The sequence below is a fragment of the Pseudomonas sediminis genome (assembly GCF_039555755.1).
GTDB lineage: Bacteria > Pseudomonadota > Gammaproteobacteria > Pseudomonadales > Pseudomonadaceae > Aquipseudomonas > Aquipseudomonas mendocina_D.
The window spans coordinates 3553622-3578853 of the sequence record NZ_CP154631.1; the positions used below are offsets into that span (position 1 = coordinate 3553622).

Sequence of the window (25232 nt, forward strand, 5' to 3'; positions counted from 1 at the left end):
CATGGCTCGTCTTCTCGCTCTGTTTCTCAGCATGCCTCTGGCGGCCATGGCTGCCGAGCCCGCCGGCAAGGCAGCGACTCCCATGGCTGGCAGCGACATAGCCGGTCAGCTCGGCCAGTTGCTGCTCGGCTTGTTGCTGGTGATCGGTTTGATCTTCCTGCTCGCCTGGCTGCTGCGCCGTGTGCAGCAACTGAATCCGAAGGGCGGACAGGTGATCAAGCTGTTGTCGAGCCAGGCGCTCGGCCCGCGTGATCGCCTGGTACTGGTGCAGGTAGGCAACGAGCAGATTTTGCTGGGGCTGTCCGCTGGGCGCATTACCCCGCTGCACGTGCTCAAGGAGCCAGTGCATCTGGCCGATGCCGAGCAGGCCACGCCAGAGTTCGCCCTGCGCCTGATGGAGCTGATGGGCAAGGATCAGAAGGACAAATCCTGATGCTGCGTTTGTTGCTGGTGCTGGTGCTGAGCCTCGCCGCTTCTCTGGCGTTCGCCGAGGACCCTCCTGCAGGCAATTCGCTGATCCAGACGGGCAGCAGCCCGTTGTCGATCCCCGCCATCACCCTGTCCACCGACGCCCAGGGGCAGCAGGAATACTCGGTCAGCCTGCAGATTCTGCTGATCATGACGGCGCTGAGTTTCATTCCGGCGTTCGTCATGCTGATGACCAGCTTCACACGGATCATCATCGTCTTCTCCATCCTGCGTCAGGCCCTGGGTCTGCAGCAGACGCCGTCCAACCAGATACTGGTCGGCCTGGCGCTGTTTCTGACGATGTTCATCATGGCGCCGATTTTCGACCGGATAAACACCGATGCGCTGCAGCCTTATCTGAACGAGGAGATCGTCGCTCAGGAGGCGCTGACACGGGCAGAGGTACCAATCCGCGACTTCATGCTGGCACAGACTCGTGAGAGTGACCTGGCGCTGTTCGTTCGTTTGTCCAAGCGTACCGACCTGGCCGGTGTCGAAGACGTGCCGTTGACCATTCTGGTGCCGGCGTTCGTCACCTCCGAGTTGAAGACCGCTTTCCAGATCGGCTTCATGATCTTCATTCCGTTTTTGATCATCGACATGGTGGTCGCCAGTATCCTCATGGCGATGGGGATGATGATGTTGTCGCCACTGATCATCTCATTGCCATTCAAGATCATGCTGTTCGTCCTGGTTGACGGCTGGGCGCTGATCATGGGCACCTTGGCCGCCAGTTTCGGCACCATATAGCGAGGCCTTTGATGACTCCCGAGGTAGCGGTTGACCTGTTTCGCGAAGCGCTCTGGCTGATCGTGCTGATCGTCGGTCTGGCGGTGGTGCCAAGCCTGATTGTCGGTCTGATGGTTGCCATGTTCCAGGCTGCCACGCAGATCAACGAACAAACGCTGAGCTTTTTGCCACGCCTGATGGTGATGCTGATCACGCTGATCTGGGCCGGCCCCTGGCTGGTGAGTCAGCTGATGGAGTACACCCAGACGTTGATCCAGAACATTCCGTACCTCATCGGTTGAGGGGCTGGGCGCGATGCTGGAGTTGAGCAACGAGCAGATCAGCGGCTGGGTCGGCCAGTTTCTGCTGCCGTTGTTTCGCATCGCCGCGATGTTGATGGTGATGCCCATCATCGGTACCCAGCTGGTGCCGAACCGCGTACGCCTCTATCTGGCGCTGGCCATCAGTGTGGTGCTGGTGCCGACGCTACCACCTATGCCGCAGGTCGATGCCTTGAGCCTGCGTAGTCTGCTGCTGATCCTCGAACAGGTGCTGATCGGCGCCATGTTCGGCTTTATTCTGCAGTTGTTCTTTCATCTGTTCGCCGTCGCTGGGCAGATCATCGCCATGCAGATGGGCCTGGGGTTCGCCTCCATGGTCGACCCCACCAATGGTGTGTCGGTGCCGGTGCTTGGCCAGTTCATGCTGATGTTGGTGACCTTGCTGTTTCTGGCCATCAACGGCCATCTGGTGGTGCTGGAAATTCTGGCGGAAAGCTTCGTCACGCTGCCGTCCGGGCAAGGGCTGATGGTCAATCATTACTGGGAGCTGGCTGGCAAACTGGGCTGGGTGATCGGCGCCGGCCTGTTGTTGACGCTGCCCATGGTCACCGCGCTGCTGGTGATCAACCTGGCGTTTGGCGTGATGACGCGCGCCGCGCCGCAACTGAACATCTTTTCCATCGGCTTCCCCCTGACCCTGGCCATGGGCCTGGTGATTTTCTGGGTGGGGCTTTCCGATTTCGGCAACCTGTTCCAGGCGCTGGCCAGCGAAGCCCTGCAACAGCTGAGCGAATTCGCTCTTGTGAGGTAGCGATGGCCGAAAGCGAGAGCGGCGCTGACAAGAGCGAGGAACCCACAGGCAAGCGACTTGAAGAGTCGCGCAAGAAAGGCCAGATCGCTCGGTCCAAGGAACTCAACACGGTGGCGGTGACGCTCACCGGCACTGTCGCCCTGATCATTTTCGGCGCCTACATGGGCAATGTGTTGATGGATGTCATGCGCGGCAATTTCAGCTTGCCGCGCGATGTGCTGATGAGCGAACGCAGCATGGCGCTTTATCTGCTGGCTTCGGGCAAGCAGGCATTGCTGGCGGTGCAACCCTTTTTCATTGCGTTGTTGATCGCCTCCATCGCTGGCCCCATCGCGCTCGGGGGGTGGTTGTTCTCTGCCGAGGCGCTGCAACCCAAAGCCAGCCGGATGAACCCATTGGCGGGTCTCAAACGCATGTTCTCGGTTCAGGCGTTGGTCGAGTTGCTCAAGGCTCTGGCCAAGTTTCTGGTAATCCTTGCGGTAGCGCTGGTAGTGCTTTCGGTGGACCAGGACGATCTGCTGGCCATTGCCAACGAGCCCGTCGAGCCCGCCATTCTGCATAGCCTGAAGGTTGTCGGCTGGAGTGCGTTCTGGCTGTCCTGCGGGCTTATCCTGATCGCCGCGGTGGATGTGCCGTTCCAGCTGTGGAGTCACAAGCAGAAGTTGATGATGACCAAGCAGGAAGTGCGCGACGAGTACAAGGACACCGAGGGCAAGCCCGAAGTCAAAGGACGTATTCGCCAGTTGCAGCGGGAAATGGCCGAACGTCGGATGATGCAAGCCGTGCCGCAGGCTGACGTGGTCATCACCAACCCGACGCACTTCGCCGTAGCGCTCAAGTACGACCCGGAGAAGGGGAGCGCACCGGTGTTGCTGGCAAAGGGCGGCGACTTCCTGGCGCTGAAAATTCGCGAGATCGCCCAGGAGCACAAGGTGATGGTGCTGGAGTCCCCGGCATTGGCCCGTGCGGTGTATTACTCCACCGAGCTGGACCAGGAAATTCCTGCTGGCCTGTATCTGGCCGTGGCTCAAGTGCTGGCCTACGTCTATCAGCTTCGTCAGTACCAGGCCGGCAAGGGCAAGCGCCCAGGCCCGCTGCCGGACTTCCCGATCCCGGCGGATCTACGCCGCGACTCTTAGGGCGTGTAGCGCGCTGTCGTGTCACTTCTGGAACGCTTCTTGCCATGACCTCTCTAGGGCGCACTTTCGCGTCAAAAGATTGAATGGCTTGGGGTAGGGACGTGGCAGTAGATCGAGCACAGTTAATCGGTGAAGTGCGCAGCAACCTGGCAGGCTTGCGCCATGGCAACCTGGGCATTCCGCTGTTGCTGCTGGTCATGCTCGGCATGGTCATGCTGCCGATCCCGGCGTTCCTGCTCGATGTGCTGTTCACCTTCAGCATCGCCCTGTCGATCGTCGTCCTGCTGGTCAGCATCTACGCCCTGCGACCGCTGGATTTCGCCGTGTTCCCCACCATCCTGCTGGCGGCGACGCTGCTGCGCCTGGCGCTGAACGTGGCGTCCACGCGCGTGGTGCTGCTCAACGGTCACGAGGGGCATGGCGCGGCGGGGCAGGTGATCCAGGCCTTCGGCGAGGTGGTGATCGGCGGCAACTACGTGGTCGGTATCGTGGTGTTCGCCATCCTCATGATCATCAACTTCGTGGTGGTCACCAAGGGTGCCGGGCGTATCTCCGAAGTGAGCGCGCGTTTCACCCTGGATGCCATGCCCGGCAAGCAGATGGCCATCGACGCCGACCTCAATGCCGGCCTCATCGACCAGGTCGAGGCCAAGAAGCGCCGCAGCGAAGTGGCGCAGGAGGCCGACTTCTACGGTTCCATGGACGGTGCCAGCAAGTTCGTCCGCGGTGACGCCATCGCCGGCTTGCTGATCCTGTTCATCAACCTCATCGGCGGTATCGCCATCGGCGTGCTGCAGCACAGCCTGGCCTTCTCCGACGCCGGCAAGGTCTACACCCTGCTGACCATCGGTGACGGCCTGGTGGCGCAGATTCCTTCCCTGTTGCTGTCCACGGCAGCGGCGGTGATGGTGACCCGCGTGTCCACCTCCGAGGACATGGGCGCGCAGGTCAACCGGCAGATGTTCGCCTCGCCGCGTGCGCTGGCCGTGGCCGCAGCGATCATGATCGCCATGGGCCTGGTGCCGGGCATGCCGCACTTTTCCTTCATCGGCCTGGGCCTGATCGCCGCCGGTGGCGCGTACTGGATCGCCCATCGCCAGCGCAAGGCCAAGGAAGAGGAGGTCAAGGAGGTCCAGCGTCAGCAGGAGCTGCTGCCGGCGCAGAAGGCCCAGGAGGTCAAGGAACTGGGCTGGGATGACGTCACCCCGGTGGACATGGTCGGCCTGGAGGTGGGCTATCGCCTGATTCCGCTGGTCGATCGCAACCAGGGCGGCCAACTGCTGGCGCGGATCAAGGGCGTGCGCAAGAAGCTCTCGCAGGAAATGGGCTTTCTCATGCCCTCGGTGCACATCCGCGATAACCTCGACCTGGCGCCCAACGCCTATCGCCTGACGCTGATGGGCGTCAGCGTCGCCGAGGCGGAGGTCTATCCCGACCGGGAACTGGCGATCAACCCCGGCCAGGTGTTCGGCCCGCTCAATGGGATCGCCGCCAAGGATCCGGCGTTCGGCCTGGAGGCGGTATGGATCGACCCCAGCCAGCGTGATCAGGCGCAATCGCTCGGCTACACCGTGGTCGACGCCAGTACGGTGGTCGCGACTCACCTCAACCAGATCCTGCACAAGCACGCCCACGAGTTGCTCGGTCACGAGGAAGTGCAACAGCTCATGCAGTTGCTGGCCAAGAGCTCGCCCAAGCTGGCCGAGGAGCTGGTGCCGGGGCTGGTGTCGCTGTCGACCCTGCTCAAGGTGTTGCAGGCACTGCTGCAGGAGCAGGTGCCGGTACGCGATATCCGCACCATCGCCGAGGCGATCGCCAACGTCGCGCCGAAGAGTCAAGATCCCGCCGCGATGGTCGCCGCAGTCCGCGTGTCGCTGGCCCGCGCAATCGTGCAAAGCATTGTGGGACTAGAGCCGGAGCTGCCTGTGATCACCCTGGAGCCAAGGTTGGAACAGATATTGCTGAACAGTCTGCAGAAGGCCGGTCAGGGCAGCGAGGATGGCATCCTCCTCGAGCCCGGCATGGCTGAAAAGCTGCAGCGTTCCCTGGTGGATGCGGCGCAGCGCCAGGAAATGCTCGGCAAACCGGTGATCCTGCTGGTGGCCGGTCCGATCCGGGCGATGCTCTCGCGCTTCGCGCGGCTGGCGGTACCCAGCATGCACGTGCTGGCGTACCAGGAAATTCCGGACAACAAGCAGGTCACCATAGTCGCTACGGTTGGCCAGAACTGAGGTAAAGGGTCATGCAGGTCAAACGCTTCTTCGCCGCCGATATGCGGACCGCCATGAAACTGGTGCGTGACGAACTGGGCGCCGATGCCTCGATCATCGGCAACCGCCGCGTGGCTGGCGGTGTGGAGCTGACGGCTGCGCTGGATTACCAGGCGCCGGCCCCGGCACGCCCGAACCCGGCGCTGGAAGCCGAATTGCGCAAGACCCAGGCGCGCATCGCCAGCGCCCAGGCCGAGCTGACCACCCGTGCCGAACAGGATGCCGGCAAGGATCGCCAGTTGTTCGCCAACGAGTCGCTGCTGGCGCCCGAGCTGCCGGCGACGCCGGTCAAGCCGCAGCGCCCGCTCGAGGCGCCTGTCGCCGCTGCACCGGCGGTCGATCCCCGGGCCCTGGACGCGATGCGCTTCGAGCTGCATGGCCTGCGTGAGCTGATCGAAGTCCAGCTGGGGTCCATCGCCTGGGGGCAGTTGCAGAATCGTCGTCCGCAGCAGGCCAACCTCTGGCGCCGCCTGCAGCGCATGGGCCTGTCGGCCGAGCTGTCGCAAGCCCTGCTGAGCAAGGTGGCCGGTGTGGCCGAGCCGCGTCAGGCCTGGCGCATGCTGCTGGCCCACCTGGCTCACGCGATCAGGACGCCCAAGGTCGAGCCGCTGGAAGAGGGTGGGGTGATCGCCCTGGTCGGTCCGGCCGGCATGGGCAAGACCACCACGCTGGCCAAGCTGGCTGCGCGCTACGTGCTTAAGTACGGCGCGCAGCAGGTCGCTCTGGTGAGCATGGACAGCTATCGTATTGGCGCACAGGAGCAACTGAAGACGCTTGGGCGTATCCTTGGCGTATCGGTGACCCAGGTCGATCCCGGTCAGTCTCTGCTGCAGGCTCTGACGCCGCTGGCCAAGAAACGCGTGGTGCTGGTCGACACCGCAGGCCTGCCGGGTAACGATCCGGCACTGCGTCTGCAGCTGGAGAGCCTGGCGTCGCCACGCATCAAGTCGAAGAATTATCTGGTTTTGGCGGCAACGAGTCAGAACCAAGTGCTCAAGGCGGCCTACCATAGTTACAAGCGCTGCGGACTTTCTGGTTGCATACTGACCAAGCTGGACGAGGCTGCGAGCCTGGGCGAGGTATTGGGTCTGGCTATAGGCCAGCATCTGCCGGTAGCCTATGTGACAGACGGGCCGCGCATTCCGGATGACCTGCAGGTACCGCGCAGCCACCAGCTGGTCAGCCGCGCAGTGGGCCTGCAGTCTGCGGAGGAGCCGAGTGAGGACGCCATGGCGCAGTTGTTCGCCGGGCTCTATCACCAGCCCGCGCAGCGCGCCGGCTGAACGGCGACAATGTTGCACCCTCTCGCGCATGAGCGCGGGAGTGAACGGCCTGATGGTCAAGTCGAAGTTAGACAAGGTGTAGAAAGAACATGGGTATGCATCCCGTACAGGTGATTGCGGTGACCGGCGGCAAGGGTGGCGTCGGCAAGACCAATGTGTCGGTGAATCTGTCCATGGCCCTGGCCGACCTCGGTCGGCGGGTGATGCTGATGGACGCCGACCTGGGGCTGGCCAACGTCGACGTGCTGCTGGGGCTCACACCCAAGCGCACCCTGGCCGATGTGATCGCCGGCGAGTGCGATCTGCGTGACGTGCTGCTGCAGGGGCCGGGCGGCATTCGCATCGTGCCGGCCGCGTCGGGCACGCAGAGCATGGTCAGCCTCACGCCGATGCAGCATGCCGGGCTGATCCAGGCATTCAGCGACATCAGCGAAAACCTCGATGTCCTGGTGATCGACACCGCCGCCGGTATCGGCGATGCGGTGGTCAGCTTCGTCCGGGCGGCGCAGGAAATCCTCGTGGTGGTGTGCGACGAACCGACCTCCATCACCGATGCCTACGCCCTGATCAAGCTGCTCAACCGTGACCATGGCATCAGCCGTTTCCGCGTCCTGGCCAACATGGCTCACAGTCCGCAGGAAGGGCGCAATCTCTTTGCTAAGCTGACCAAGGTGACGGATCGTTTTCTTGATGTCGCCCTGCAGTATGTCGGCGCCGTGCCCTACGACGAGTGCGTGCGCAAGGCCGTGCAGAAGCAGCGTGCCGTCTATGAGGCGTTCCCACGATCCAAGTGCGCCCTGGCGTTCAAGGCGATTGCTCAGAAGGTCGACACCTGGCCGTTGCCGGCCAACCCCCGCGGCCATCTGGAGTTCTTCGTCGAGCGTCTGGTGCAGCAACCGACGGCTGACAGTGCCGTATGACAGCAGCTTCTGGACTTCGTATGTACAACAAGGCGCAGGCGCAGGACTCCCAGCACCAGTTGATCGAGCGCTATGCCTCCCTGGTCAAGCGCATCGCCTACCACCTGCTGGCACGCCTGCCAGCCAGCGTGCAGGTCGATGATCTGATCCAGGCGGGGATGATCGGGCTGCTCGAGGCCTCGCGCAAATACGACTCCAGCAAGGGTGCCAGTTTCGAAACCTTCGCCGGCATCCGCATTCGCGGTGCCATGCTCGACGAGGTACGCAAGGGCGATTGGGCGCCGCGTTCCGTGCACCGTAACAGCCGTATGGTCAGCGATGCGATTCGTGCAGTCGAAGCCCGAACCGGGCGCGACGCTAAAGATCACGAGGTTGCTGCCGAACTCCAATTGAGTCTGGAGGATTACTACGGCATTCTTGGCGACACTTTGGGCAGCCGCCTGTTCAGCTTCGACGACCTCTTGCAGGATGGCGAGCACGGCGGGTTGCACGAAGACGCCGGGCACACCCACCTCGAACCTTCGCGGGACCTCGAAGACGAACGCTTTCAGGCGGCTTTGGCCGAGGCCATCGCCGGTTTGCCCGAGCGTGAACGTCTCGTGCTGGCGCTGTATTACGATGAAGAACTGAACTTGAAAGAAATCGGTGAAGTGCTGGGGGTTAGCGAGTCACGTGTGAGCCAACTGCACAGTCAGTGCGCGGCACGCCTGCGCTCGCGACTGAGTGAATGGCGCGCAGGCTGAACAGCGGCGTACTCGCAGGCGGAAGCGGTTTCTCGATTAAAGGACGTAGTTGCAAGCGCAATACGTTTGGGACTGTACGGAGGTCGACTTGGACAAGAACATGAAAATCCTCATCGTTGACGATTTCTCGACGATGCGACGGATCATCAAGAACCTCTTGCGGGACTTGGGTTTCACCAACACCGCAGAAGCCGATGACGGCACGTCGGCGCTGCCGATGCTGCAGAGCGGCAGCTTCGACTTTCTGGTGACCGACTGGAACATGCCCGGCATGACCGGTATCGACTTGCTGCGCGCCGTTCGCGCCGACGAGCGTCTCAAGCACCTGCCGGTGCTGATGGTGACCGCCGAAGCCAAGCGCGACCAGATCATCGAGGCGGCTCAGGCCGGCGTGAATGGCTACGTGGTCAAACCCTTCACCGCCCAGGTGCTGAAGGAAAAGATCGAGAAGATCTTCGAGCGAGTCAACGGCTGATGTCGGCCGCGAGGGTGCTATGGAACATGATGACTCCACGATGGGTGACCTCGAGTCGACCCTGAAAAACAACGCCCGTGACCTGGTCGATAGCCTCGAACAAGGCAATTTCGGCGCCGCGGTGCAACTGATCAACGAACTCAACAAGGTCCGTGATCGCGGGCTCTATCACGAGGTCGGCAAGCTGACCCGTGAGCTGCACAACGCCATCGTCAACTTTCAGATCGACCCGCGCATGCCGCATGCGCAGGAGCTGTCGCAGATCGCCGATGCGACCGAACGCCTGAACTACGTCGTTACCCAGACCGAGAGGGCGGCTAACCGCACCATGGACCTGGTGGAGCAGAGCGCTCCGCTGGTCAATGACCTGAGCGATGAGGCGCAGAGCCTGAGCGCCGAATGGGGCCGTTTCATGCGTCGCGAGATGGGCGCCGAAGGGTTCCGCGAGCTGGCCAAGCGCGTCGAGCTGTTCCTGGCGCGCAGTGAGCGTGACGGCGCCAAACTGTCCAATCACCTCAACGACATTCTGCTGGCGCAGGACTATCAGGACCTCACCGGGCAGGTGATCAAGCGGGTCACCCAGCTGGTGACCGAGGTGGAAGGCAACCTGCTCAAGCTGATGCTGATGGCCAGCCAGGTCGACCGTTTTGCCGGCATTCAGCATGACCACGAAGCGTTGCGTGCCGAACAGGAAAAAATAAAAGAGCCATCGCGGGGTGAAGGTCCGCAGATTCATGCCGATAAGCGTGATGACGTTGCCTCCAGTCAGGACGATGTCGACGACCTGCTGTCCAGCCTAGGGTTCTAAGGAGCACACAATATGAGCTTCGGCGCCGATGAAGAGATCCTCCAGGACTTCCTGGTAGAGGCCGGCGAGATTCTCGAACAGTTGTCCGAGCAGTTGGTCGAGCTGGAAAGCCGGCCGGACGACATGAACCTGCTCAACGCCATCTTTCGCGGTTTCCATACCGTCAAGGGCGGAGCGGGCTTCCTCCAGCTCAACGAGCTGGTGGAGTGCTGCCACATAGCCGAGAACGTGTTCGACATCCTGCGCAAGGGTGAGCGTCGCGTCGACTCGGAGCTGATGGACGTGGTGCTCGAGGCTCTTGATGCAGTCAACGGCATGTTCGGCGAGGTGCGCGAGCGCCGCGAGCCGACGCCTGCCACGCCGGAACTGCTGGCCGCGCTGGCGCGCCTGGCTGAACCGGCTGGTGCCGAGCCGGCGCCTGCGCCGGTCGTGGCAGCCGCGCCGGAACCCGAGCCGGAGCCTGAGCCGGTTGCGGCTGCTGCGGCATCCGGCGACATCACCGACAGCGAGTTCGAACAGCTGCTCGACGCCCTGGGCGATGCCCCGGCCGTGGAAGCGGCGGCGCCTGCCAGTGACGACATCACCGACGACGAGTTCGAGTCGCTGCTCGACCAGTTGCATGGCAAGGGGCAGTTCAGTGGCCCGGTCGAGACGCCTGCCAGCACCGCCAGTGCTGCCGCACCGGCGCCGGCGCCTGCCAGTGACGACATCACCGACGATGAATTCGAGGCGTTGCTCGACCAGCTGCACGGCAAGGGGCAGTTCTCCGGCCCGGCCGAAACCGCCGCGCCAGCCGTCGCTGCCAGCGAACCGCCGGCGCCTGCCGGTGATGACATCACCGACGACGAGTTCGAGTCGCTGCTCGATCAGTTGCACGGCAAGGGCAAGTTCGTGCCGCCGAGTGAGCCGGCTGCTCCCGCTCCGGCAGCGAAACCGGCTGCACCTGTAGCCAAGCCCGCCGCAGCGGCCAAAGCTGCTGCACCTGCTGCACCTGCTGCGCCCGCCAAGCCGGCCGCTCCAGCCAAGGCCGAGCCCGCTGCTGGCCGCGCCGCAGCCGCGCCGGCACCTGCTGGTGACAAGGCACCGGCGGCGAGCGAAGCGGAAACCACCGTACGCGTCGACACCGCGCGCCTCGACGAGATCATGAACATGGTCGGCGAGCTGGTGCTGGTGCGTAACCGCCTGGTACGCCTGGGTCTCAACAGCGGCGATGAGGCGATGTCCAAGGCGGTGTCGAACCTCGACGTGGTCACTGCGGACCTGCAGACCTCGGTGATGAAGACCCGCATGCAGCCGATCAAGAAGGTGTTCGGCCGCTTCCCGCGTCTGGTCCGCGATCTGGCGCGCAACCTGAAGAAAGAGATCAACCTCGAGCTGGTGGGCGAAGAGACCGACCTCGACAAGAACCTCGTCGAGGCCCTGGCCGACCCGCTGGTGCACTTGGTGCGCAACGCCGTCGACCATGGCGTGGAAACGCCGGAGGAGCGCGAGAAGGCCGGCAAGGCCCGTGCCGGTCGTGTGGTGCTGTCCGCCGAGCAGGAAGGGGATCACATCCTGCTGTCGATCACCGACGACGGCAAGGGCATGGATGCCGACGTGCTGCGCGCCAAGGCCGTGGAAAAGGGCCTGCTGGACAAGGACGCGGCGGATCGCCTGAACGAGTTCGAATGCTACAACCTGATCTTCGCCCCGGGCTTCTCGACCAAGACCGAGATTTCCGACGTGTCCGGCCGTGGTGTCGGCATGGATGTGGTCAAGACCAAGATCACCCAGCTCAACGGCACGGTGAACGTGTTCTCGCAGAAGGGTCAGGGCTCGAAGATCATCATCAAGGTGCCGCTGACCCTGGCGATCATGCCCACGCTGATGGTGATGCTGGAAAACCAGGCATTCGCCTTCCCGCTGGTCAACGTCAACGAGATCTTCCACCTCGACCTGTCGCGCACCAACGTGGTCGATGGCCAGGAAGTGGTGATCGTGCGTGACAAGGCGCTGCCGCTGTTCTATCTCAAGCGTTGGCTGGTACCGCAGGCCTTCCAGGAGGAACAGCGCGAAGGTCACGTGGTGATCCTCACCGTGGGCAGCCAGCGCATCGGTTTTGTCGTCGATCAATTGGTGGGTCAGGAAGAAGTGGTAATCAAGCCACTGGGCAAGATGCTGCAGGGCACTCCGGGCATGTCCGGGGCGACCATCACCGGCGACGGTCGCATCGCGCTGATTCTCGACGTACCGAGCATGCTCAAGCGCTACGCTCGGCGTTTCTGATGGTTTTGCGGCACGGGCCGAAGCCCGTGCCGTCTAGGAGTGTTTATGACTGTCAAGGTCTTGGTGGTGGACGATTCCGGCTTCTTCCGCCGGCGTGTTTCGGAAATTCTGTCTGCCGATTCCAGTATTCAGGTGGTAGGGACGGCCACCAACGGACGTGAAGCCATCGATCAGGCATTGGCGCTCAAGCCCGATGTGATCACCATGGATTACGAGATGCCGATGATGGACGGCATCACTGCGGTTCGAAACATCATGCAGCGCTGCCCGACGCCAGTGTTGATGTTCTCTTCGCTGACCCACGAAGGCGCCCGCGTGACGCTTGATGCGTTGGACGCCGGTGCGGTGGATTTTCTGCCGAAGAACTTCGAAGACATCTCGCGTAACCCTGAGAAGGTCAAGCAGATGCTCTGCGAGAAGGTGCATAGCATCGCGCGCAGCAACCGTCGTTTCAGCTCGGCTGCGGTGGCTCCGGCGCCGACTGCGGCGAGCCCGAGTGCGGCGCCGATTAGTCGCCCGGCCGTTTCGACGCGGCCTGCGGTTCCCGTTCCCGCAGCTCCTGCACGTACCGGTGGTGGGGCAGCGGTTTCGTCTGCACCCAAGCGCAAGGCTTACAAACTGGTGGCCATTGGCACCTCTACTGGTGGCCCGGTGGCGCTGCAGCGTGTATTGACACAGCTGCCAGCCAACTTCCCGGCACCGCTGGTGCTGATCCAGCACATGCCAGCGGCCTTCACCAAGGCCTTCGCCGAGCGCCTGGACAAGCTGTGCCGCATTCAGGTCAAGGAGGCTGAGGACGGCGATATTCTGCGCCCTGGCCTGGCGCTGCTGGCGCCTGGTGGCAAGCAGATGATGGTCGATGCGCGCGGCGCGATAAAAATCCTGCCGGGTGACGAGCGCCTCAACTACAAACCCTGCGTCGATATCACCTTCGGCTCGGCCGCCAAGTCCTATGGCGACAAGGTGCTTGCCGTGGTGCTGACCGGCATGGGCGCCGACGGCCGTGAGGGCGCGCGCCTGCTCAAGCAGGGCGGCAGTCAGGTGTGGGCGCAGGACGAGGCCAGTTGCGTGATCTATGGCATGCCCATGGCCGTGGTCAAGGCCAATCTGGCGGATGCCGTCTATGGCCTGGATGACATCGGCCGGCACCTGACCGAGGCTTGCCAGTGACCCAGGTTAAGTGTGGAACCCGCGCATGGATGTACTGAGCCTAATCGGCGTCATCCTGGCGTTCGTCGCCATTCTGGGTGGCAATTACCTGGAAGGGGGCAGCGCCGGAGCGTTGCTCAACGGTCCGGCGGCGCTGATCGTCATCGGTGGCACATTGGGCGCGGCTTTTCTGCAGGCGCCGGTGCAGGTGTTCAAGCGCGCGATGAGCATCATGCGCTGGATATTTTTCCCGCCTCGTATCGATCTGGTAGGTGGCATCAATCGTGTGACCGGCTGGAGCATGGTGGCGCGCAAGGAAGGCCTGCTCGGTCTCGAGGCGGTGGCCGATGCCGAGCCTGACCCTTATGCGCGCAAAGGCCTGCAGTTGCTGGTCGATGGCGCCGAGCCGGAATCCATTCGTAGCATTCTCGAGGTCGATCTCTATACCCAGGAGGTGCGCGATTTCCAGGCTGCAAAGGTGTTCGAGAGCATGGGCGGCTATGCGCCGACCATTGGCATCATCGGCGCGGTAATGGGCCTGATCCACGTGATGGGGAACCTGGCTGATCCCAGCATGCTCGGCAGTGGCATTGCCGTGGCGTTCGTTGCCACCATCTACGGTGTCGGTTTTGCCAACCTGCTGCTGCTACCGATAGGCAACAAGCTCAAGTCCATCGCGCTGCGCCAGTCGCGTTACCGCGAGATGCTCCTCGAAGGCATCCTGTCCATCGCCGAGGGTGAGAATCCGCGCTCCATCGAACTGAAGCTGCAAGGCTTCATGGACTGATGGAGGTATGGCATGGCGCGCAGGCGGCATCATGAGGAGCACGAGAATCACGAGCGTTGGCTGGTCTCCTATGCCGACTTCATCACCTTGCTGTTCGCCTTTTTCGTGGTGATGTACTCGATTTCCTCGATCAACGAAGGCAAGTACAAGATCCTCTCGGAGTCACTGACAGGCGTGTTCAATCAGCCTGATCGCTCGATCAAGCCGATCCCGGTCGGTGAGGAGCGGCCGCGCACCAGTGAGCCTGATAACACCTCGAAGGACGACCCCAGTTCGGATTCGACCCTGCAAAGCATCGCCTCCAGCGTGCGTGAGGCCTTTGGCGACCTGATCCAGAGCGATCAGCTGACCGTGCGCGGCAACGAGATGTGGATCGAGATCGAGCTCAGCTCCAGTCTGCTCTTTCCTAGCGGCGATGCGATTCCGAACAATCAGGCTTTCGATATTATCGAGAAGGTGGCCAAAATCCTGGCGCCTTACCAGAATCCGGTCAAGGTCGAGGGGTTCACCGATAACCTGCCGATCCAGACTGCCCAGTATCCGACCAACTGGGAGCTGTCTTCGGCGCGCGCCTCAAGCATCGTGCGTATGCTGGCCATGGATGGCGTCGACCCTTCGCGCCTGGCCGCAGTGGGGTATGGCGAATTCCAGCCGGTGGCCGACAATGCTACCGCAGAGGGTAGGGGGCGAAACCGTCGGGTCGTGCTGGTGATTTCCCGCAATCTCGACACGCGACGTGGCGCTGGCAGCGCCGCAACCCAGCAGTCCGATGCTGGCACGCAACCTGCACCGGCGTCTGCGTCGGGGGTTCCACAGTCGTGAGCCGTCAAATCCTAGTCGCCTGCTGCGTGCGTGCGACAGCCATTCTCGGCCTGAGCGCCTCTTGCCGGGAGGATGAGAGAAGATGAAAGTCTGGGCAGTAGCCAATCAGAAGGGCGGGGTCGGCAAGACCACCACCTCCATCGCGCTGGCAGGCCTGTTGGCCGATGCCGGCAAGCGCGTGATCGTCGTCGATCTCGACCCGCATGGGTCGATGACCAGCTATTTCGGTCATGATCCCGATACGCTGGAGCACAGTTGCTTCGATCTGTTCCTGCATCAGGGCAATGTGCCGCAGGGCCTGCCCAAGCAACTGCTGCACAGCACCAGTCACGAGAATATCTCCCTGTTGCCGTCGAGCACCGCGCTGGCCACGCTCGAGCGCCAGTCGCCAGGGCAGAATGGCTTGGGGCTGGTGATCGCCAAGAGCCTGGCGCAGCTGTGGGAGGATTTCGATCACGCCATCATCGACAGCCCGCCCTTGCTCGGCGTACTGATGGTCAACGCCCTGGCGGCGAGCCAGCAACTGGCGATACCGGTGCAGACTGAATTCCTCGCAGTGAAAGGCCTGGAGCGCATGATCACCACGCTGGCGATGATCAATCGCTCGCGTAAGCAGGCTTTGCCTTACACCATCGTGCCGACGCTGTTCGACCGCCGCACCCAGGCGTCCATGAGTACGCTGCGGCTACTGCGCAACACTTACCCTGAGCACCTGTGGCCGGCTTACATTCCGGTCGACACGCGCTTGCGTGATGCCAGCCGGGCTGGGCGCACGCCTTCGCAGTTCGATGCGAACAGCCGTGGCGTCATCGCCTACCGAGCGCTGCTCAAGCATCTGTTGAGTCATCAGCCGGCGGCGCAGGTGGCTTGAAATGAGCGTCTGTGTTGAACTGCGACACTCAAGTCGGAGCATGCCGCGGCCGATAGGCTGTCAAGATCTTATTCCGGGTTCCAGTCATGAGTCGTAACCTCGCCACCGCTACGCGTTCCCAGCTGGCTCTGCAGTCCTACCTCGATGGGCTGCTGCAGGAAGCTGCCGCCGAACTGGAGATGTCCGTCAGTCTGGACGAGTTCGAGGCCGCGGTGCTCGAGGAGCAGGTGCGCGATGCACGCCTGGTCGAGCCGGTCGCATTGGCCGTTGCGCCGGTGGAGTTGCTTGCGCCGGTGCAGGCGCCGGTGATCGAAGAGGCTCCGCCGGAAGTTGCCATCCTTGCCGAGCTGGCGCCGCAACCGGCTGCCTTGCTGGCCGATGGTCGTCCGACCTGGGCCGAGGAGCCCTTCGAGTGCCTGTTGTTCGACGTGGCCGGGTTGACCCTGGCCGTGCCGCTGATTTGCCTGGGCTCGATCTATCCGCTCGAAGGACAGGAACTGACGCCGCTGTTTGGTCAGCCGGATTGGTTTCTTGGCATCCTGCCGAGCCAGGCCGGTAACCTGAAAGTACTGGATACAGCCCGTTGGGTGATGCCAGACCGTTATCGCGAGGACTTCCGCGAAGGCCTTCAATACGTGATTTCCGTGCAGGGCTACGAGTGGGGGTTGGCGGTGCATCAGGTCAGCCGCTCGATTCGCCTGGACCCGAGCGAGGTCAAGTGGCGCAGCCAGCGTACCCAGCGGCCCTGGCTGGCCGGTACGGTGATCGAGCACATGTGCGCGCTGCTCGATGTGGCTGCGTTGGCCGAGCTGATCGCCAGCGGTGCGGCGAAACGCCTGAATGGCGGAAAACTGCATTGAGAATTGGTGGGCCTGTGCCAACGGGCTCTATAGTTAATGACAAGCGGGTCGACCCGCACATGCCGCACTGAGCGGTTTTTGACGAGGCTAGGGACATGAAGAAAAGTTCTGCACAGGGTGCCGAAGATCCGATTCTGCAGTGGGTGACCTTTCGCCTGGACAACGAGACCTACGGCATCAACGTGATGCAGGTTCAGGAAGTCCTGCGCTACACCGAGATCGCCCCGGTGCCGGGTGCACCTAGCTACGTGCTGGGCATCATCAACCTGCGCGGCAACGTGGTGACCGTGATCGATACCCGCCAGCGCTTCGGCCTGGGTTCGGCGCCGGTGACCGACAACACCCGTATCGTCATCATCGAGGCGGACAAACAAGTGGTCGGCATCCTGGTCGACAGTGTGGCCGAAGTGGTCTACCTGCGTCAGTCCGAGATCGAGACTGCACCGAATGTCGGCAACGACGAGTCGGCCAAGTTCATCCAGGGCGTGTGCAACAAGAACGGCGAACTGCTGATTCTGGTCGAGCTGGACAAGATGATGTCCGAGGAAGAGTGGTCGGAGCTGGAGAGCATCTGAGCCATGTCCGAATTCGCCATGCTTGCCGCGGCTCTGGCCTTCGTGGCGCTGCTATGCGTGGCCCTGGGCATCGTCTGCAAAGGCCTGTACCGCAACCAGCAACGCCTGCTGGACGAACAGGCCAAGCGTGACGCCGTGCGCGATGCACGGATCAGGGAACTGAGTAAACGTCTCGACGCCTACCTGACCGGCAGCATTCGTATGGGCGAAGAGCTGCATGAGCTACGCCGTGTGGTGGCGCCGCTGCCGGACAAGGTCAGCCAGATCGAGCAGCGCGATCCCAACAGTCTGTCCTTCACCCAGGCCGCTCGCCTGGTTGGCATGGGCGCCAGCGTCGACGATCTCACCCAGTCCTGCGGCCTCAGCACGGCCGAGGCCGAGCTGATCAGCCGGCTGCATCGACCCAAGAAAGCCTAAGCGCTGCGGCTGCGAAGCTCTTTTCTGCCGGTCACTCAACGCGTTCTGGTGGTTTCCCATTAATCGGCACTCGGCCCACTCAGGCGGGGAAGTGGCGGGGTGACGTCGCGCTCGCTTTCCTGTGCCGGAGTGAAACCCTCCGGTGTCTTGCCCTGCAGGTGCCAGGCGAAGGCGATGATCTCGGCAATGCAGCGATACAGTGCGTCAGGAATGGCGTCGCCCAGTTCGAGGCGCGCCAGCAGACGCACCAACTCGGCATTTTCATAGATCGGTACTTCGTATTCGCGAGCGATGGCGAGGATGGCTTCGGCCAGTTCATCATCACCCTTGGCGCTGAGTATTGGTGCGTTTTGCCCGTCATAGTTGAGGGCGATGGCCTGACGCGCTTCGGACTGCGGCTTGCGGCTCATGCGGTTTCGTCCACCCAGCGTTGTTCCAGCGAGGTTTTCGGTCCTTGCGGTGGCATGCCCTGGCTGCAGGCCAGTTCGCCAACCTCCAGTCCTGCGGCTAGCAGGCGCTTACGCAGGTTGCCCAGCTCGGCGGTGATCAGCGATGCGGTATTGGCGCGTTCGGCCCACAGTTGGCTGGAGAGGCTGCCGCGCAGTAGTTGAGCGCGAACCTGCAGCGGGCCAAGATGATCGAGGTCGAAGGCCAGTTCCACGCGCCAGAGCGTTTCCTTCTGCTCCGCTTTCTCCGCCTTGCCACTGTCTTCGCGCTGCAGTTTGATCTGCAGTGGAATCACTTCCTGCTGGTGGCGCATGGGCAGCTCCAGCTGCCAGGTGGTCAGCAGGTTGCCGTTGGCATCCACCTGGGTTTGCGCCAGGCTCGATAGCTGATGGGTCTGCAGCCGTGAGACGGCTGCAGCGGCCAGCTTCAGCAGGGTTTCCAGGTCGGCTTCGCCATCCATGTTCTGCAGCAAGCGCGAGGGCAGGGGAAAGGTCAGCGCCTGTTGGCGTGCTGAGCCGGCAGCGCCTGCCCCGAGCAGTTGCCGAGCCAGGTTGGGCAAGTTCTGGTTGAGGACGTTCTGCAGGCCCGCAAGGGGGCCGGAGACTCCTGGCAACTGCGGCATCAGCTGGGCGATCAGGCGCAGCAGGTTGGCTTTCAGGTCCTGCGGCAATGAGCCGGTCTGGCCCTGCAGCAGTTTGGCTTCGAGCAGCACACCGCTGCCTTCGAGTGCCTGCGCGAGGCCTTTGGCGGTACTCAGCTGGGTGCTATCGGGGAGGCCGGCAAGCAGCTTGTCGATACTGCCGCGCAGCGCCTCATCGCCACCGCTCAGGTTCTGCAGGCCCTTGAACAAGCCCTCCAGTGACGCCTGGCGATTCTGCTGGGCGGCCAGTTGCTGGCCCAGTACCAACTGATCGAGGCGGCCGCTGAGTGGCAGAAAGGCGAGGCTCTGGCTGCCTTGTACCTGCGCGCTGAGCAGGCTGCCGAGCGGCAGATTCAAGGGGCTGTCGATGGCCAGCTTGTTGCCCGCCAGCGGAGTGTTGAGCAGGTTGACCACCAGGCGATAGATCGTCTGCGCATTCTGTGTCGGCAGTGGGGCGTTGCTGACGACCTTGCCCTGCACCAGCGTACCGGGGGGCAGTTGCTGCAGGTCGAGGCTGGTCAGCGGCTTGTCACCGCCAGCCTGCAAGGCCAGCGCCAGGCGAGTCTCGGACAGTGCGGTGACCACCAGCGCGCTGCCCTGAGCCAGCGGCCTGGGGCTCTCGGCTTGCAGAGTCGCCTGCTTGCCGCCTGCGAGGGTCAGTTTGAGCAGCAGCTGGAAGCTTTGCGCTTGTTCGCGAATCGCCACGACTTCGGCCTTGGCGCTTTCGCCGGCCGCCAGCATGCCTTCCAGTGGCTGCAACAGGCGCACGGCCATGTCTGCCGCCGTCGCAGTGTTGCGAATCACCGGTACGGAAGGGGGAAGCGGGCGTGGGCTGCTGATTTCGCTCATGGGCTCTCACGTATCTGATGGCGTACTGCTTCACGAGTACAGCCTGAGGCTGATTTGCCTGCCACAGATTAACACCCTGTCGAAAATGCTGACTGCGGGGACAGTGGCGCGCCATGTATAATGCCGCCCGCTGCGCATAGTAGTTCCGGCACTCTTCAGTATAGCGGCCGGAGCACCGTCGACTTTAACCCTGCCAGGTATCGATGACCCGTCCCGTTCCCCTTCTCGAAGCCGTGGCGCTCAGCTGTGAGCGGGACTGGCGCATGCTTTTCGAGCAGTTGCACTTCGCCCTGCAGCCGGGCGACATGTTGCAGATCAGCGGCCCCAACGGTAGCGGCAAGACCAGCTTGCTACGGCTGATCGCGGGCCTGCGTCAGCCGACCTCCGGTGACATCCTCCTGCAGGGTCAAGCCCTGGCCGAGCAGCGCAGCGAGTTGGCGCGCAACCTGTTGTGGATTGGCCATGCCGCCGGCATCAAGGGCCTGCTGAGCGCCGAAGAGAACCTGGCCTGGCTCTGCGCGCTGCATCGTCCGGCGAGTCGCGAGGCGATCTGGCAGGCGCTGGAAGCGGTCGGCCTGCGCGGTTTCGAGGACGTTCCCTGTCATACCCTGTCGGCCGGCCAACAGCGCCGTGTCGCGCTGGCACGCCTTTATCTGGCCGATACACCCCCGCTGTGGGTGCTCGATGAGCCGTTCACTGCACTGGACAAGAGTGGCGTGGCGCAACTCGAAGCGCACTTGGCCGGCCATTGCGAACGTGGGGGTGTCGTGGTGCTGACCACTCACCACAGTCTGCAACGCACTCCGGCGACCTATCGCGATCTGGATCTGGGGCAGTACGCCGCATGAGCAACGTTTTCACACAGCTGCTGTCGCGCGAAATGCGCCTGCTCGCTCGCCGTCCGTCCGATCTGGCCAACCCGCTGGTGTTCTTCGCCATCGTCATCGCGCTGTTCCCGCTGGCGGTGGGACCAGAGACGCAATTGTTGCAAACCCTTTCCCCTGGCCTGGTCTGGGTCGCGGCGCTTTTGGCCGTGCTGCTCTCGCTGGACGGGCTTTTCCGCAGTGATTTCGAGGACGGCTCGCTCGAACAGTGGGTCCTTTCGTCGCACCCCCTGCCTCTTCTGGTGTTGGCCAAGGTGCTGGCACACTGGCTATTCAGTGGGTTGGCGCTGGTGCTGCTGGCGCCCTTGCTGGCGCTGATGCTCGGCTTGCCCGGGCGTTGCCTGCCGGTGTTGCTGATTTCCCTGCTACTCGGCACCCCGGTGCTGAGCCTGCTCGGTGCGGTGGGCGCGGCGCTCACCGTCGGTCTCAAGCGCGGCGGTCTGCTGCTGGCGCTGCTGATTCTGCCGCTGTACATCCCGGTGCTGATTCTTGGCAGCGGGGCGTTGCAGGCGGCCCTGCAAGGACTGCCGGCTACCGGCCATCTGTTATGGCTGGCCAGCCTCACTGCATTGGCGGTGACCCTGACACCTTTTGCGATTGCCGCCGGTCTGACCATCAGCGTCGGCGAATAACAACGAACCGTGATTGACCTCTGAACCGGGCAACCGCCGGATCAGGCCTGAATAATGAGTCGAGCATGAACTGGACGTGGTTTCACAAATGGGGTTCGCCCAAGTGGTTCTATGAGATGAGTGGCCGCTGGCTGCCCTGGCTCAGCATCGCTGCCGTGTTGCTGAGCGCCGCTGGCCTGATCTGGGGCCTGGCGTTCGCGCCGCCGGATTACCAGCAGGGCAACAGCTTTCGCATCATCTACATCCACGTTCCTGCCGCCTTTCTCGCTCAGTCCATCTACGTGACGCTGGCCGTTGCTGGCCTGGTCGGCCTGGTCTGGAAGATGAAGCTGGCCGACGTCGCCGTGCAACAGGCAGCCCCCATCGGCGCCTGGATGACTGCCATCGCACTGCTCACCGGCGCCATCTGGGGCAAGCCGACCTGGGGCACCTACTGGGTCTGGGATGCGCGCCTGACCTCGATGCTGATCCTGCTGTTCCTCTACTTCGGCGTCATCGCCCTGGGCAACGCCATCAGCAACCGCGACAGCGCCGCCAAGGCCTGCGCCGTGCTGGCCATCGTCGGCGTGGTCAACATTCCGATCATCAAGTACTCGGTGGAGTGGTGGAACTCGCTGCACCAGACCGCCACTTTCAAGATCACCGAAAAGCCGGCGATGCCGGTGGAAATGTGGCTGCCGCTACTGCTGGCGGTGTTGGGTTTCTACTGTTTCTTCGGCGCCGTGCTGCTCTATCGCATGCGTCTGGAAGTGCTCAAGCGCGAAGCGCGCAGCAGCTGGGTGAAAGCCGAAGTGCAGCGTCTGGTGGAGGGCAAGGCATGAGTTTTTCGTCCTTTGCCGAATTCCTCGCCATGGGTACCCATGGCCCCTACGTCTGGAGCGCCTACGGCATCAGCCTGGCAATCCTAGCGTTGAATGTGGTGCTGCCGATATTGGCACGCCGCCGTTACCTGCAAGACGAGGCGCGCCGTTTGCGCCGGGAGAAGTCGAAGTGAATCCGGTTCGCAAGAAACGTCTGTACATCGTTCTGGCCATCCTCTGCGGCGTGAGCATCGCCGTGGCACTGGCGCTGACCGCCCTGCAGGAGAACATCAATCTGTTCTACACCCCGACGCAGATCGCCAACGGCGAGGCACCGGTCGATACCCGTATCCGTGCCGGCGGCCTGGTGGAAGAGGGCTCGGTGAAGCGTTCCGCCGATACTCTGGAAGTCGACTTCGTCGTCACCGACGGCGCTCACGGAGTGACCATTCGCTACCACGGCATCCTCCCGGATCTGTTCCGTGAAGGGCAGGGCATCGTCGCCCTGGGCCGGGTCAATGAACAAGGCGTGCTGGTAGCCGACGAGGTGCTGGCCAAGCACGACGAGAATTACATGCCGCCTGAAGTCATGCAGGCGCTGGAAAAGAGCGGAATGATGCAGAAGCACAATGAGGCCAATGCTGCCAAACAGGGCTATCAGCAGGAGAGTGCACAATGATCCCCGAGCTCGGCCATCTGGCGATGATCCTGGCGCTGTGCCTGTGTCTGGTACAGGCGACGCTGCCGCTGATCGGTGCCTGGCGTGGTGACCACCAGTGGATGAGCCTGGCGCAGCCGGCAGCCTGGGGTCAGTTCGCCTTTTTGCTGTTCTCCTTCATCTGCCTGACCTATGCCTTCATGGTCGACGATTTCTCCGTCGCCTACGTGGCCAACAACTCCAACAGCGCGCTGCCCTGGTACTACAAGTTCAGCGCGGTGTGGGGCGCGCACGAAGGCTCCTTGCTGCTGTGGGCCTTGATCCTGGCCGGCTGGACCTTCGCCGTGGCGATTTTCTCGCGCCATCTGCCGGAAGAAATGCTTGCACGCGTGTTGGCGGTGATGGGCATGATCAGTGTCGGCTTCCTGCTGTTCCTGATCGTTACCTCCAATCCCTTCGAGCGCCTGCTGCCGAACTCGCCAGCGGATGGCCGCGACCTCAACCCGCTGCTGCAGGACTTCGGCCTGATCGTGCATCCGCCGATGCTGTACATGGGCTATGTCGGTTTCTCGGTGGCTTTCGCCTTCGCCATTGCCGCCTTGCTCGGCGGCAAGCTGGACGCCGCCTGGGCGCGCTGGTCGCGTCCGTGGACCATCATCGCCTGGGCCTTCCTCGGCATCGGTATCGCCCTCGGCTCCTGGTGGGCCTACTACGAGCTTGGCTGGGGTGGCTGGTGGTTCTGGGACCCGGTAGAGAACGCGTCCTTCATGCCCTGGTTGGTGGGCACCGCGTTGATTCACTCCCTCGCCGTGACCGAGAAACGCGGGGTGTTCAAGAGCTGGACCGTACTGCTGGCCATCGCCGCCTTCTCCTTGAGCTTGCTGGGCACCTTCTTGGTTCGCTCTGGCGTACTGACTTCGGTACACGCCTTTGCTACCGATCCGGAGCGCGGCGTGTTCATCCTCGCTTTCCTGTTGGTGGTGGTGGGTGGTTCGCTGGCGTTGTTCGCCGTGCGCGCACCGGTGGTCAAGAGCCAGGTCGGCTTTGGCCTGTGGTCGCGTGAGACGCTGCTGTTGGTCAACAACATCGTGCTGGTGGTGTCGGCCGCGATGATTCTGCTCGGCACCCTCTACCCGTTGGTGCTCGATGCGCTGACCGGCGCCAAGCTGTCGGTTGGCCCGCCATACTTCAACGCGTTGTTCCTGCCGCTGATGGCACTGCTGATGGCGGTGATCAGCGTTGGCGTACTGGTGCGCTGGAAGGATACCCCGCTGAAATGGCTGGGCAGCATGTTGGCGCCGGTACTGGTGGCCAGTGTGGTCCTGGCGGTCATCGCCACCTTCTTGCATGGTGATTTCCACTGGGCTGTACTGGCCGTCTGCCTGCTGGCCTTCTGGGTAATCCTCGCCGGCGTGCGTGACATCCTCGACAAGACGCGCCACAAGGGTCTGATCAAGGGGCTGCCGAGCCTGAGCCGCAGCTACTGGGGGATGCAGATGGCGCACCTGGGTTTCGCTGTGTGCGCCCTGGGCGTGGTGCTCACCAGCCTTGGCAGCTACGAGCGCGACCTGCGTATGGCGCCGGGGGATTCCGTGGAGCTGGCCGGCTATCGCTTCCAGTTCGACGGCGCCGTGCATCACGAGGGCCCCAACTTCATTTCCGACAAGGGCACGGTACGTGTGTTCGATGGCGAGCGACAGATCAAGGTACTGCACCCGGAGAAGCGCCTGTACACCGTGCAGCAGGCAACCATGACCGAGGCGGGCATCGATGCTGGCTTCACTCGCGACCTGTTCGTCGCCCTCGGCGAGCCACTGGAGCAGGGCGCCTGGGCCGTACGCATTCACATCAAGCCGTTCGTCCGCTGGATCTGGCTGGGTGCGTTGCTGATGGGCTTCGGTGGCTTCCTCGCCGCGGCTGACAAGCGCTACCGGATCAAGGTCAGAACCCGCGTGCGCGAAGCCCTTGGCATGCAGGAGGCCAGCGCATGAGACGCCTGCTCCTGCTGTTGCCGCTGCTGGCTTTTCTGGCGATCGCCGTATTCCTCTATCGCGGCCTGTTCCTCGATCCATCCGAACTGCCTTCGGCGCTGATCGGCAAGCCGTTCCCGGCTTTCAGCCTGCCGTCGCTGGACGATCCCGAGCGCACCCTCAGCGAGGCCGACATCAAGGGCCGGCCTGCGCTGGTCAACGTCTGGGCCACCTGGTGCCCGGCCTGCCGCCACGAGCATCCGGTGCTGAACAAGCTGGCCGAGGCCGGTGTGGTGATCCATGGGGTCAACTACAAGGATCAGCGCGAACCGGCGCAGAAGTGGTTGCGCGACCTGCACAACCCCTATCAGCTCAATATCGAAGATGCCAAGGGCAGCCTCGGTCTGGACCTGGGCGTATACGGCGCGCCGGAGACCTTCTTCGTCGATGCCAAGGGCATCATTCGCCACAAGTTCGTCGGCACCATCGACGAGCGCGTCTGGCGCGAGCAGCTGGCGCCGATCTATCGAGAATTGGTCGACGAGGCACAGGCACCATGAAAACTACTGCGCTCGATCATGCTGCGTTGAAAACAGGCTGGAGCGCCAGCCCGGTCAAATGCTCATTTACAACTTGTAAACTCCGCTTCTTCGCCTGCTTTCGCCTTGCCTGCTCTTCG

28 protein-coding genes are annotated in these 25232 nt (G+C 62.9%); 26 read left to right on the top strand and 2 right to left on the bottom strand.

Annotation, left to right across the window (positions count from 1 at the left end; all coding sequences use genetic code 11):
- The first annotated feature begins 1 nt into the window (after position 1).
- The 19 genes from fliO (at position 2) to AAEQ75_RS16775 (ending at position 17673) form a co-directional block, all read left to right on the top strand.
- Entirely contained in the window at positions 2 to 433 is a 432-nt protein-coding gene (gene fliO, locus AAEQ75_RS16685) for a flagellar biosynthetic protein FliO (RefSeq protein WP_343349794.1), read from the top strand.
- The gene (gene fliP / locus AAEQ75_RS16690) at positions 433 to 1218 is read left to right on the top strand and encodes a flagellar type III secretion system pore protein FliP (RefSeq protein ID WP_099523125.1); all 786 of its coding nucleotides are present in this window, start codon (positions 433 to 435) and stop codon (positions 1216 to 1218) included. Before fliO ends, fliP begins: the two co-directional genes overlap by 1 nt.
- Positions 1219 to 1229: 11 nt before the next feature.
- Positions 1230 to 1499, top strand: coding sequence for a flagellar biosynthesis protein FliQ (gene fliQ / locus AAEQ75_RS16695; RefSeq protein ID WP_096826229.1), 270 nt, complete (start codon positions 1230 to 1232; stop codon positions 1497 to 1499).
- 13 nt (positions 1500 to 1512) lie between these two features.
- Positions 1513 to 2289 (top strand): flagellar biosynthetic protein FliR, encoded by a 777-nt coding sequence (gene fliR, locus AAEQ75_RS16700; protein ID WP_099523124.1) that lies wholly within the window; start codon positions 1513 to 1515, stop codon positions 2287 to 2289.
- A gap of 2 nt (positions 2290 to 2291) precedes the next feature.
- Positions 2292 to 3428: a flagellar biosynthesis protein FlhB gene (gene flhB / locus AAEQ75_RS16705; RefSeq protein WP_099523123.1), complete on the top strand. Its 1137-nt coding sequence runs from the start codon at positions 2292 to 2294 to the stop codon at positions 3426 to 3428.
- An 83-nt stretch (positions 3429 to 3511) separates the two neighbouring features.
- Positions 3512 to 5659, top strand: coding sequence for a flagellar biosynthesis protein FlhA (flhA, locus tag AAEQ75_RS16710; RefSeq protein ID WP_343349795.1), 2148 nt, complete (start codon positions 3512 to 3514; stop codon positions 5657 to 5659).
- 11 nt (positions 5660 to 5670) lie between these two features.
- A complete protein-coding gene (gene flhF / locus AAEQ75_RS16715) occupies positions 5671 to 6981 on the top strand; it encodes a flagellar biosynthesis protein FlhF (RefSeq protein WP_134675534.1) in 1311 nt (436 codons plus the stop codon).
- An 89-nt stretch (positions 6982 to 7070) separates the two neighbouring features.
- Positions 7071 to 7901 carry a flagellar synthesis regulator FleN gene (fleN, locus tag AAEQ75_RS16720; protein ID WP_167494315.1) on the top strand — a complete coding sequence of 277 codons (831 nt, stop codon included), beginning with the start codon at positions 7071 to 7073 and terminating at the stop codon, positions 7899 to 7901.
- On the top strand, positions 7898 to 8644 hold the full coding sequence (fliA, locus tag AAEQ75_RS16725; protein ID WP_037050464.1) for an RNA polymerase sigma factor FliA: 747 nt from the start codon (positions 7898 to 7900) through the stop codon (positions 8642 to 8644). Before fleN ends, fliA begins: the two co-directional genes overlap by 4 nt.
- A 100-nt stretch (positions 8645 to 8744) precedes the next feature.
- Positions 8745 to 9119 carry a chemotaxis response regulator CheY gene (locus AAEQ75_RS16730; protein WP_169968482.1) on the top strand — a complete coding sequence of 125 codons (375 nt, stop codon included), beginning with the start codon at positions 8745 to 8747 and terminating at the stop codon, positions 9117 to 9119.
- Positions 9120 to 9138: 19 nt separating this feature from the next.
- A complete protein-coding gene (locus AAEQ75_RS16735) occupies positions 9139 to 9927 on the top strand; it encodes a protein phosphatase CheZ (protein WP_037050467.1) in 789 nt (262 codons plus the stop codon).
- Positions 9928 to 9939: 12 nt separating this feature from the next.
- Positions 9940 to 12192 (top strand): chemotaxis protein CheA, encoded by a 2253-nt coding sequence (locus AAEQ75_RS16740; RefSeq protein WP_343349798.1) that lies wholly within the window; start codon positions 9940 to 9942, stop codon positions 12190 to 12192.
- A gap of 45 nt (positions 12193 to 12237) precedes the next feature.
- A complete protein-coding gene (locus AAEQ75_RS16745; RefSeq protein WP_343349799.1) occupies positions 12238 to 13362 on the top strand; it encodes a protein-glutamate methylesterase/protein-glutamine glutaminase in 1125 nt (374 codons plus the stop codon).
- 25 nt (positions 13363 to 13387) lie between these two features.
- Complete coding sequence (locus AAEQ75_RS16750) at positions 13388 to 14128, top strand: flagellar motor protein (RefSeq protein WP_343349801.1); 741 nt, start codon at positions 13388 to 13390, stop codon at positions 14126 to 14128.
- Between the two features lie 12 nt (positions 14129 to 14140).
- Positions 14141 to 14950 carry a flagellar motor protein MotD gene (gene motD / locus AAEQ75_RS16755; RefSeq protein ID WP_143506653.1) on the top strand — a complete coding sequence of 270 codons (810 nt, stop codon included), beginning with the start codon at positions 14141 to 14143 and terminating at the stop codon, positions 14948 to 14950.
- An 82-nt stretch (positions 14951 to 15032) separates the two neighbouring features.
- Positions 15033 to 15821: a ParA family protein gene (locus AAEQ75_RS16760; RefSeq protein ID WP_343349802.1), complete on the top strand. Its 789-nt coding sequence runs from the start codon at positions 15033 to 15035 to the stop codon at positions 15819 to 15821.
- 86 nt (positions 15822 to 15907) lie between these two features.
- Positions 15908 to 16681 (top strand): CheW domain-containing protein, encoded by a 774-nt coding sequence (locus tag AAEQ75_RS16765; protein ID WP_343349803.1) that lies wholly within the window; start codon positions 15908 to 15910, stop codon positions 16679 to 16681.
- Between the two features lie 95 nt (positions 16682 to 16776).
- Positions 16777 to 17256 carry a chemotaxis protein CheW gene (locus AAEQ75_RS16770; protein ID WP_003243242.1) on the top strand — a complete coding sequence of 160 codons (480 nt, stop codon included), beginning with the start codon at positions 16777 to 16779 and terminating at the stop codon, positions 17254 to 17256.
- Between the two features lie 3 nt (positions 17257 to 17259).
- Complete coding sequence (locus tag AAEQ75_RS16775; RefSeq protein ID WP_099523112.1) at positions 17260 to 17673, top strand: DUF2802 domain-containing protein; 414 nt, start codon at positions 17260 to 17262, stop codon at positions 17671 to 17673.
- A 59-nt stretch (positions 17674 to 17732) separates the two neighbouring features.
- Here the strand turns inward: AAEQ75_RS16775 and AAEQ75_RS16780 are convergent, their stop codons facing one another.
- Together AAEQ75_RS16780 and AAEQ75_RS16785 are read right to left on the bottom strand one after the other, a co-directional pair.
- Entirely contained in the window at positions 17733 to 18083 is a 351-nt protein-coding gene (locus AAEQ75_RS16780; protein ID WP_179576861.1) for an EscU/YscU/HrcU family type III secretion system export apparatus switch protein, read from the bottom strand.
- On the bottom strand, positions 18080 to 19609 hold the full coding sequence (locus AAEQ75_RS16785; protein ID WP_343349804.1) for a flagellar hook-length control protein FliK: 1530 nt from the start codon (positions 19607 to 19609) through the stop codon (positions 18080 to 18082). Before AAEQ75_RS16785 ends, AAEQ75_RS16780 begins: the two co-directional genes overlap by 4 nt.
- Positions 19610 to 19812: 203 nt before the next feature.
- Here AAEQ75_RS16785 and ccmA point away from each other — a divergent pair, with 203 nt between their 5' ends.
- The 7 genes from ccmA to AAEQ75_RS16820 all read left to right on the top strand — a co-directional run bounded on the left by ccmA (position 19813) and on the right by AAEQ75_RS16820 (position 25113).
- Complete coding sequence (ccmA, locus tag AAEQ75_RS16790; protein WP_099523109.1) at positions 19813 to 20457, top strand: cytochrome c biogenesis heme-transporting ATPase CcmA; 645 nt, start codon at positions 19813 to 19815, stop codon at positions 20455 to 20457.
- The gene (ccmB, locus tag AAEQ75_RS16795; RefSeq protein WP_037002833.1) at positions 20454 to 21125 is read left to right on the top strand and encodes a heme exporter protein CcmB; all 672 of its coding nucleotides are present in this window, start codon (positions 20454 to 20456) and stop codon (positions 21123 to 21125) included. Before ccmA ends, ccmB begins: the two co-directional genes overlap by 4 nt.
- A gap of 65 nt (positions 21126 to 21190) precedes the next feature.
- Positions 21191 to 21946, top strand: a complete 756-nt coding sequence (locus AAEQ75_RS16800) for a heme ABC transporter permease (RefSeq protein WP_343349805.1) — start codon at positions 21191 to 21193, stop codon at positions 21944 to 21946.
- The gene (ccmD, locus tag AAEQ75_RS16805; protein ID WP_119691762.1) at positions 21943 to 22119 is read left to right on the top strand and encodes a heme exporter protein CcmD; all 177 of its coding nucleotides are present in this window, start codon (positions 21943 to 21945) and stop codon (positions 22117 to 22119) included. The genes AAEQ75_RS16800 and ccmD overlap by 4 nt, the downstream gene beginning before the upstream one ends.
- Complete coding sequence (gene ccmE / locus AAEQ75_RS16810; RefSeq protein ID WP_343349806.1) at positions 22116 to 22604, top strand: cytochrome c maturation protein CcmE; 489 nt, start codon at positions 22116 to 22118, stop codon at positions 22602 to 22604. The genes ccmD and ccmE overlap by 4 nt, the downstream gene beginning before the upstream one ends.
- Positions 22601 to 24574: a heme lyase CcmF/NrfE family subunit gene (locus AAEQ75_RS16815; RefSeq protein ID WP_179544591.1), complete on the top strand. Its 1974-nt coding sequence runs from the start codon at positions 22601 to 22603 to the stop codon at positions 24572 to 24574. The genes ccmE and AAEQ75_RS16815 overlap by 4 nt, the downstream gene beginning before the upstream one ends.
- Positions 24571 to 25113 (top strand): DsbE family thiol:disulfide interchange protein, encoded by a 543-nt coding sequence (locus AAEQ75_RS16820; protein ID WP_343349807.1) that lies wholly within the window; start codon positions 24571 to 24573, stop codon positions 25111 to 25113. Before AAEQ75_RS16815 ends, AAEQ75_RS16820 begins: the two co-directional genes overlap by 4 nt.
- The last annotated feature ends 119 nt before the right edge of the window (positions 25114 to 25232 follow it).

Excerpts from the sequence above, each read along its gene's own strand:
- AAEQ75_RS16780 (WP_179576861.1), bottom strand. The coding sequence starts at position 18,083 with ATGAGCCGCAAGCCGCAGTCCGAAGCGCGTCAGGCCATCGCCCTCAAC.
- AAEQ75_RS16740 (WP_343349798.1), top strand. The coding sequence starts at position 9,940 with ATGAGCTTCGGCGCCGATGAAGAGATCCTCCAGGACTTCCTGGTAGAG.
- AAEQ75_RS16730 (WP_169968482.1), top strand. The coding sequence starts at position 8,745 with ATGAAAATCCTCATCGTTGACGATTTCTCGACGATGCGACGGATCATC.
- fliR (WP_099523124.1), top strand. The coding sequence starts at position 1,513 with ATGCTGGAGTTGAGCAACGAGCAGATCAGCGGCTGGGTCGGCCAGTTT.
- AAEQ75_RS16760 (WP_343349802.1), top strand. The coding sequence starts at position 15,033 with ATGAAAGTCTGGGCAGTAGCCAATCAGAAGGGCGGGGTCGGCAAGACC.
- fliQ (WP_096826229.1), top strand. The coding sequence starts at position 1,230 with ATGACTCCCGAGGTAGCGGTTGACCTGTTTCGCGAAGCGCTCTGGCTG.
- ccmD (WP_119691762.1), top strand. The coding sequence starts at position 21,943 with ATGAGTTTTTCGTCCTTTGCCGAATTCCTCGCCATGGGTACCCATGGC.
- ccmB (WP_037002833.1), top strand. The coding sequence starts at position 20,454 with ATGAGCAACGTTTTCACACAGCTGCTGTCGCGCGAAATGCGCCTGCTC.
- fleN (WP_167494315.1), top strand. The coding sequence starts at position 7,071 with ATGGGTATGCATCCCGTACAGGTGATTGCGGTGACCGGCGGCAAGGGT.
- flhA (WP_343349795.1), top strand. The coding sequence starts at position 3,512 with ATGGCTTGGGGTAGGGACGTGGCAGTAGATCGAGCACAGTTAATCGGT.
- AAEQ75_RS16745 (WP_343349799.1), top strand. The coding sequence starts at position 12,238 with ATGACTGTCAAGGTCTTGGTGGTGGACGATTCCGGCTTCTTCCGCCGG.
- AAEQ75_RS16815 (WP_179544591.1), top strand. The coding sequence starts at position 22,601 with ATGATCCCCGAGCTCGGCCATCTGGCGATGATCCTGGCGCTGTGCCTG.
- AAEQ75_RS16775 (WP_099523112.1), top strand. The coding sequence starts at position 17,260 with ATGTCCGAATTCGCCATGCTTGCCGCGGCTCTGGCCTTCGTGGCGCTG.
- AAEQ75_RS16750 (WP_343349801.1), top strand. The coding sequence starts at position 13,388 with ATGGATGTACTGAGCCTAATCGGCGTCATCCTGGCGTTCGTCGCCATT.
- AAEQ75_RS16800 (WP_343349805.1), top strand. The coding sequence starts at position 21,191 with ATGAACTGGACGTGGTTTCACAAATGGGGTTCGCCCAAGTGGTTCTAT.
- AAEQ75_RS16770 (WP_003243242.1), top strand. The coding sequence starts at position 16,777 with ATGAAGAAAAGTTCTGCACAGGGTGCCGAAGATCCGATTCTGCAGTGG.
- fliA (WP_037050464.1), top strand. The coding sequence starts at position 7,898 with ATGACAGCAGCTTCTGGACTTCGTATGTACAACAAGGCGCAGGCGCAG.
- ccmA (WP_099523109.1), top strand. The coding sequence starts at position 19,813 with ATGACCCGTCCCGTTCCCCTTCTCGAAGCCGTGGCGCTCAGCTGTGAG.
- flhF (WP_134675534.1), top strand. The coding sequence starts at position 5,671 with ATGCAGGTCAAACGCTTCTTCGCCGCCGATATGCGGACCGCCATGAAA.
- AAEQ75_RS16820 (WP_343349807.1), top strand. The coding sequence starts at position 24,571 with ATGAGACGCCTGCTCCTGCTGTTGCCGCTGCTGGCTTTTCTGGCGATC.
- AAEQ75_RS16735 (WP_037050467.1), top strand. The coding sequence starts at position 9,139 with ATGGAACATGATGACTCCACGATGGGTGACCTCGAGTCGACCCTGAAA.
- flhB (WP_099523123.1), top strand. The coding sequence starts at position 2,292 with ATGGCCGAAAGCGAGAGCGGCGCTGACAAGAGCGAGGAACCCACAGGC.
- AAEQ75_RS16785 (WP_343349804.1), bottom strand. The coding sequence starts at position 19,609 with ATGAGCGAAATCAGCAGCCCACGCCCGCTTCCCCCTTCCGTACCGGTG.
- fliO (WP_343349794.1), top strand. The coding sequence starts at position 2 with ATGGCTCGTCTTCTCGCTCTGTTTCTCAGCATGCCTCTGGCGGCCATG.
- AAEQ75_RS16765 (WP_343349803.1), top strand. The coding sequence starts at position 15,908 with ATGAGTCGTAACCTCGCCACCGCTACGCGTTCCCAGCTGGCTCTGCAG.
- fliP (WP_099523125.1), top strand. The coding sequence starts at position 433 with ATGCTGCGTTTGTTGCTGGTGCTGGTGCTGAGCCTCGCCGCTTCTCTG.
- motD (WP_143506653.1), top strand. The coding sequence starts at position 14,141 with ATGGCGCGCAGGCGGCATCATGAGGAGCACGAGAATCACGAGCGTTGG.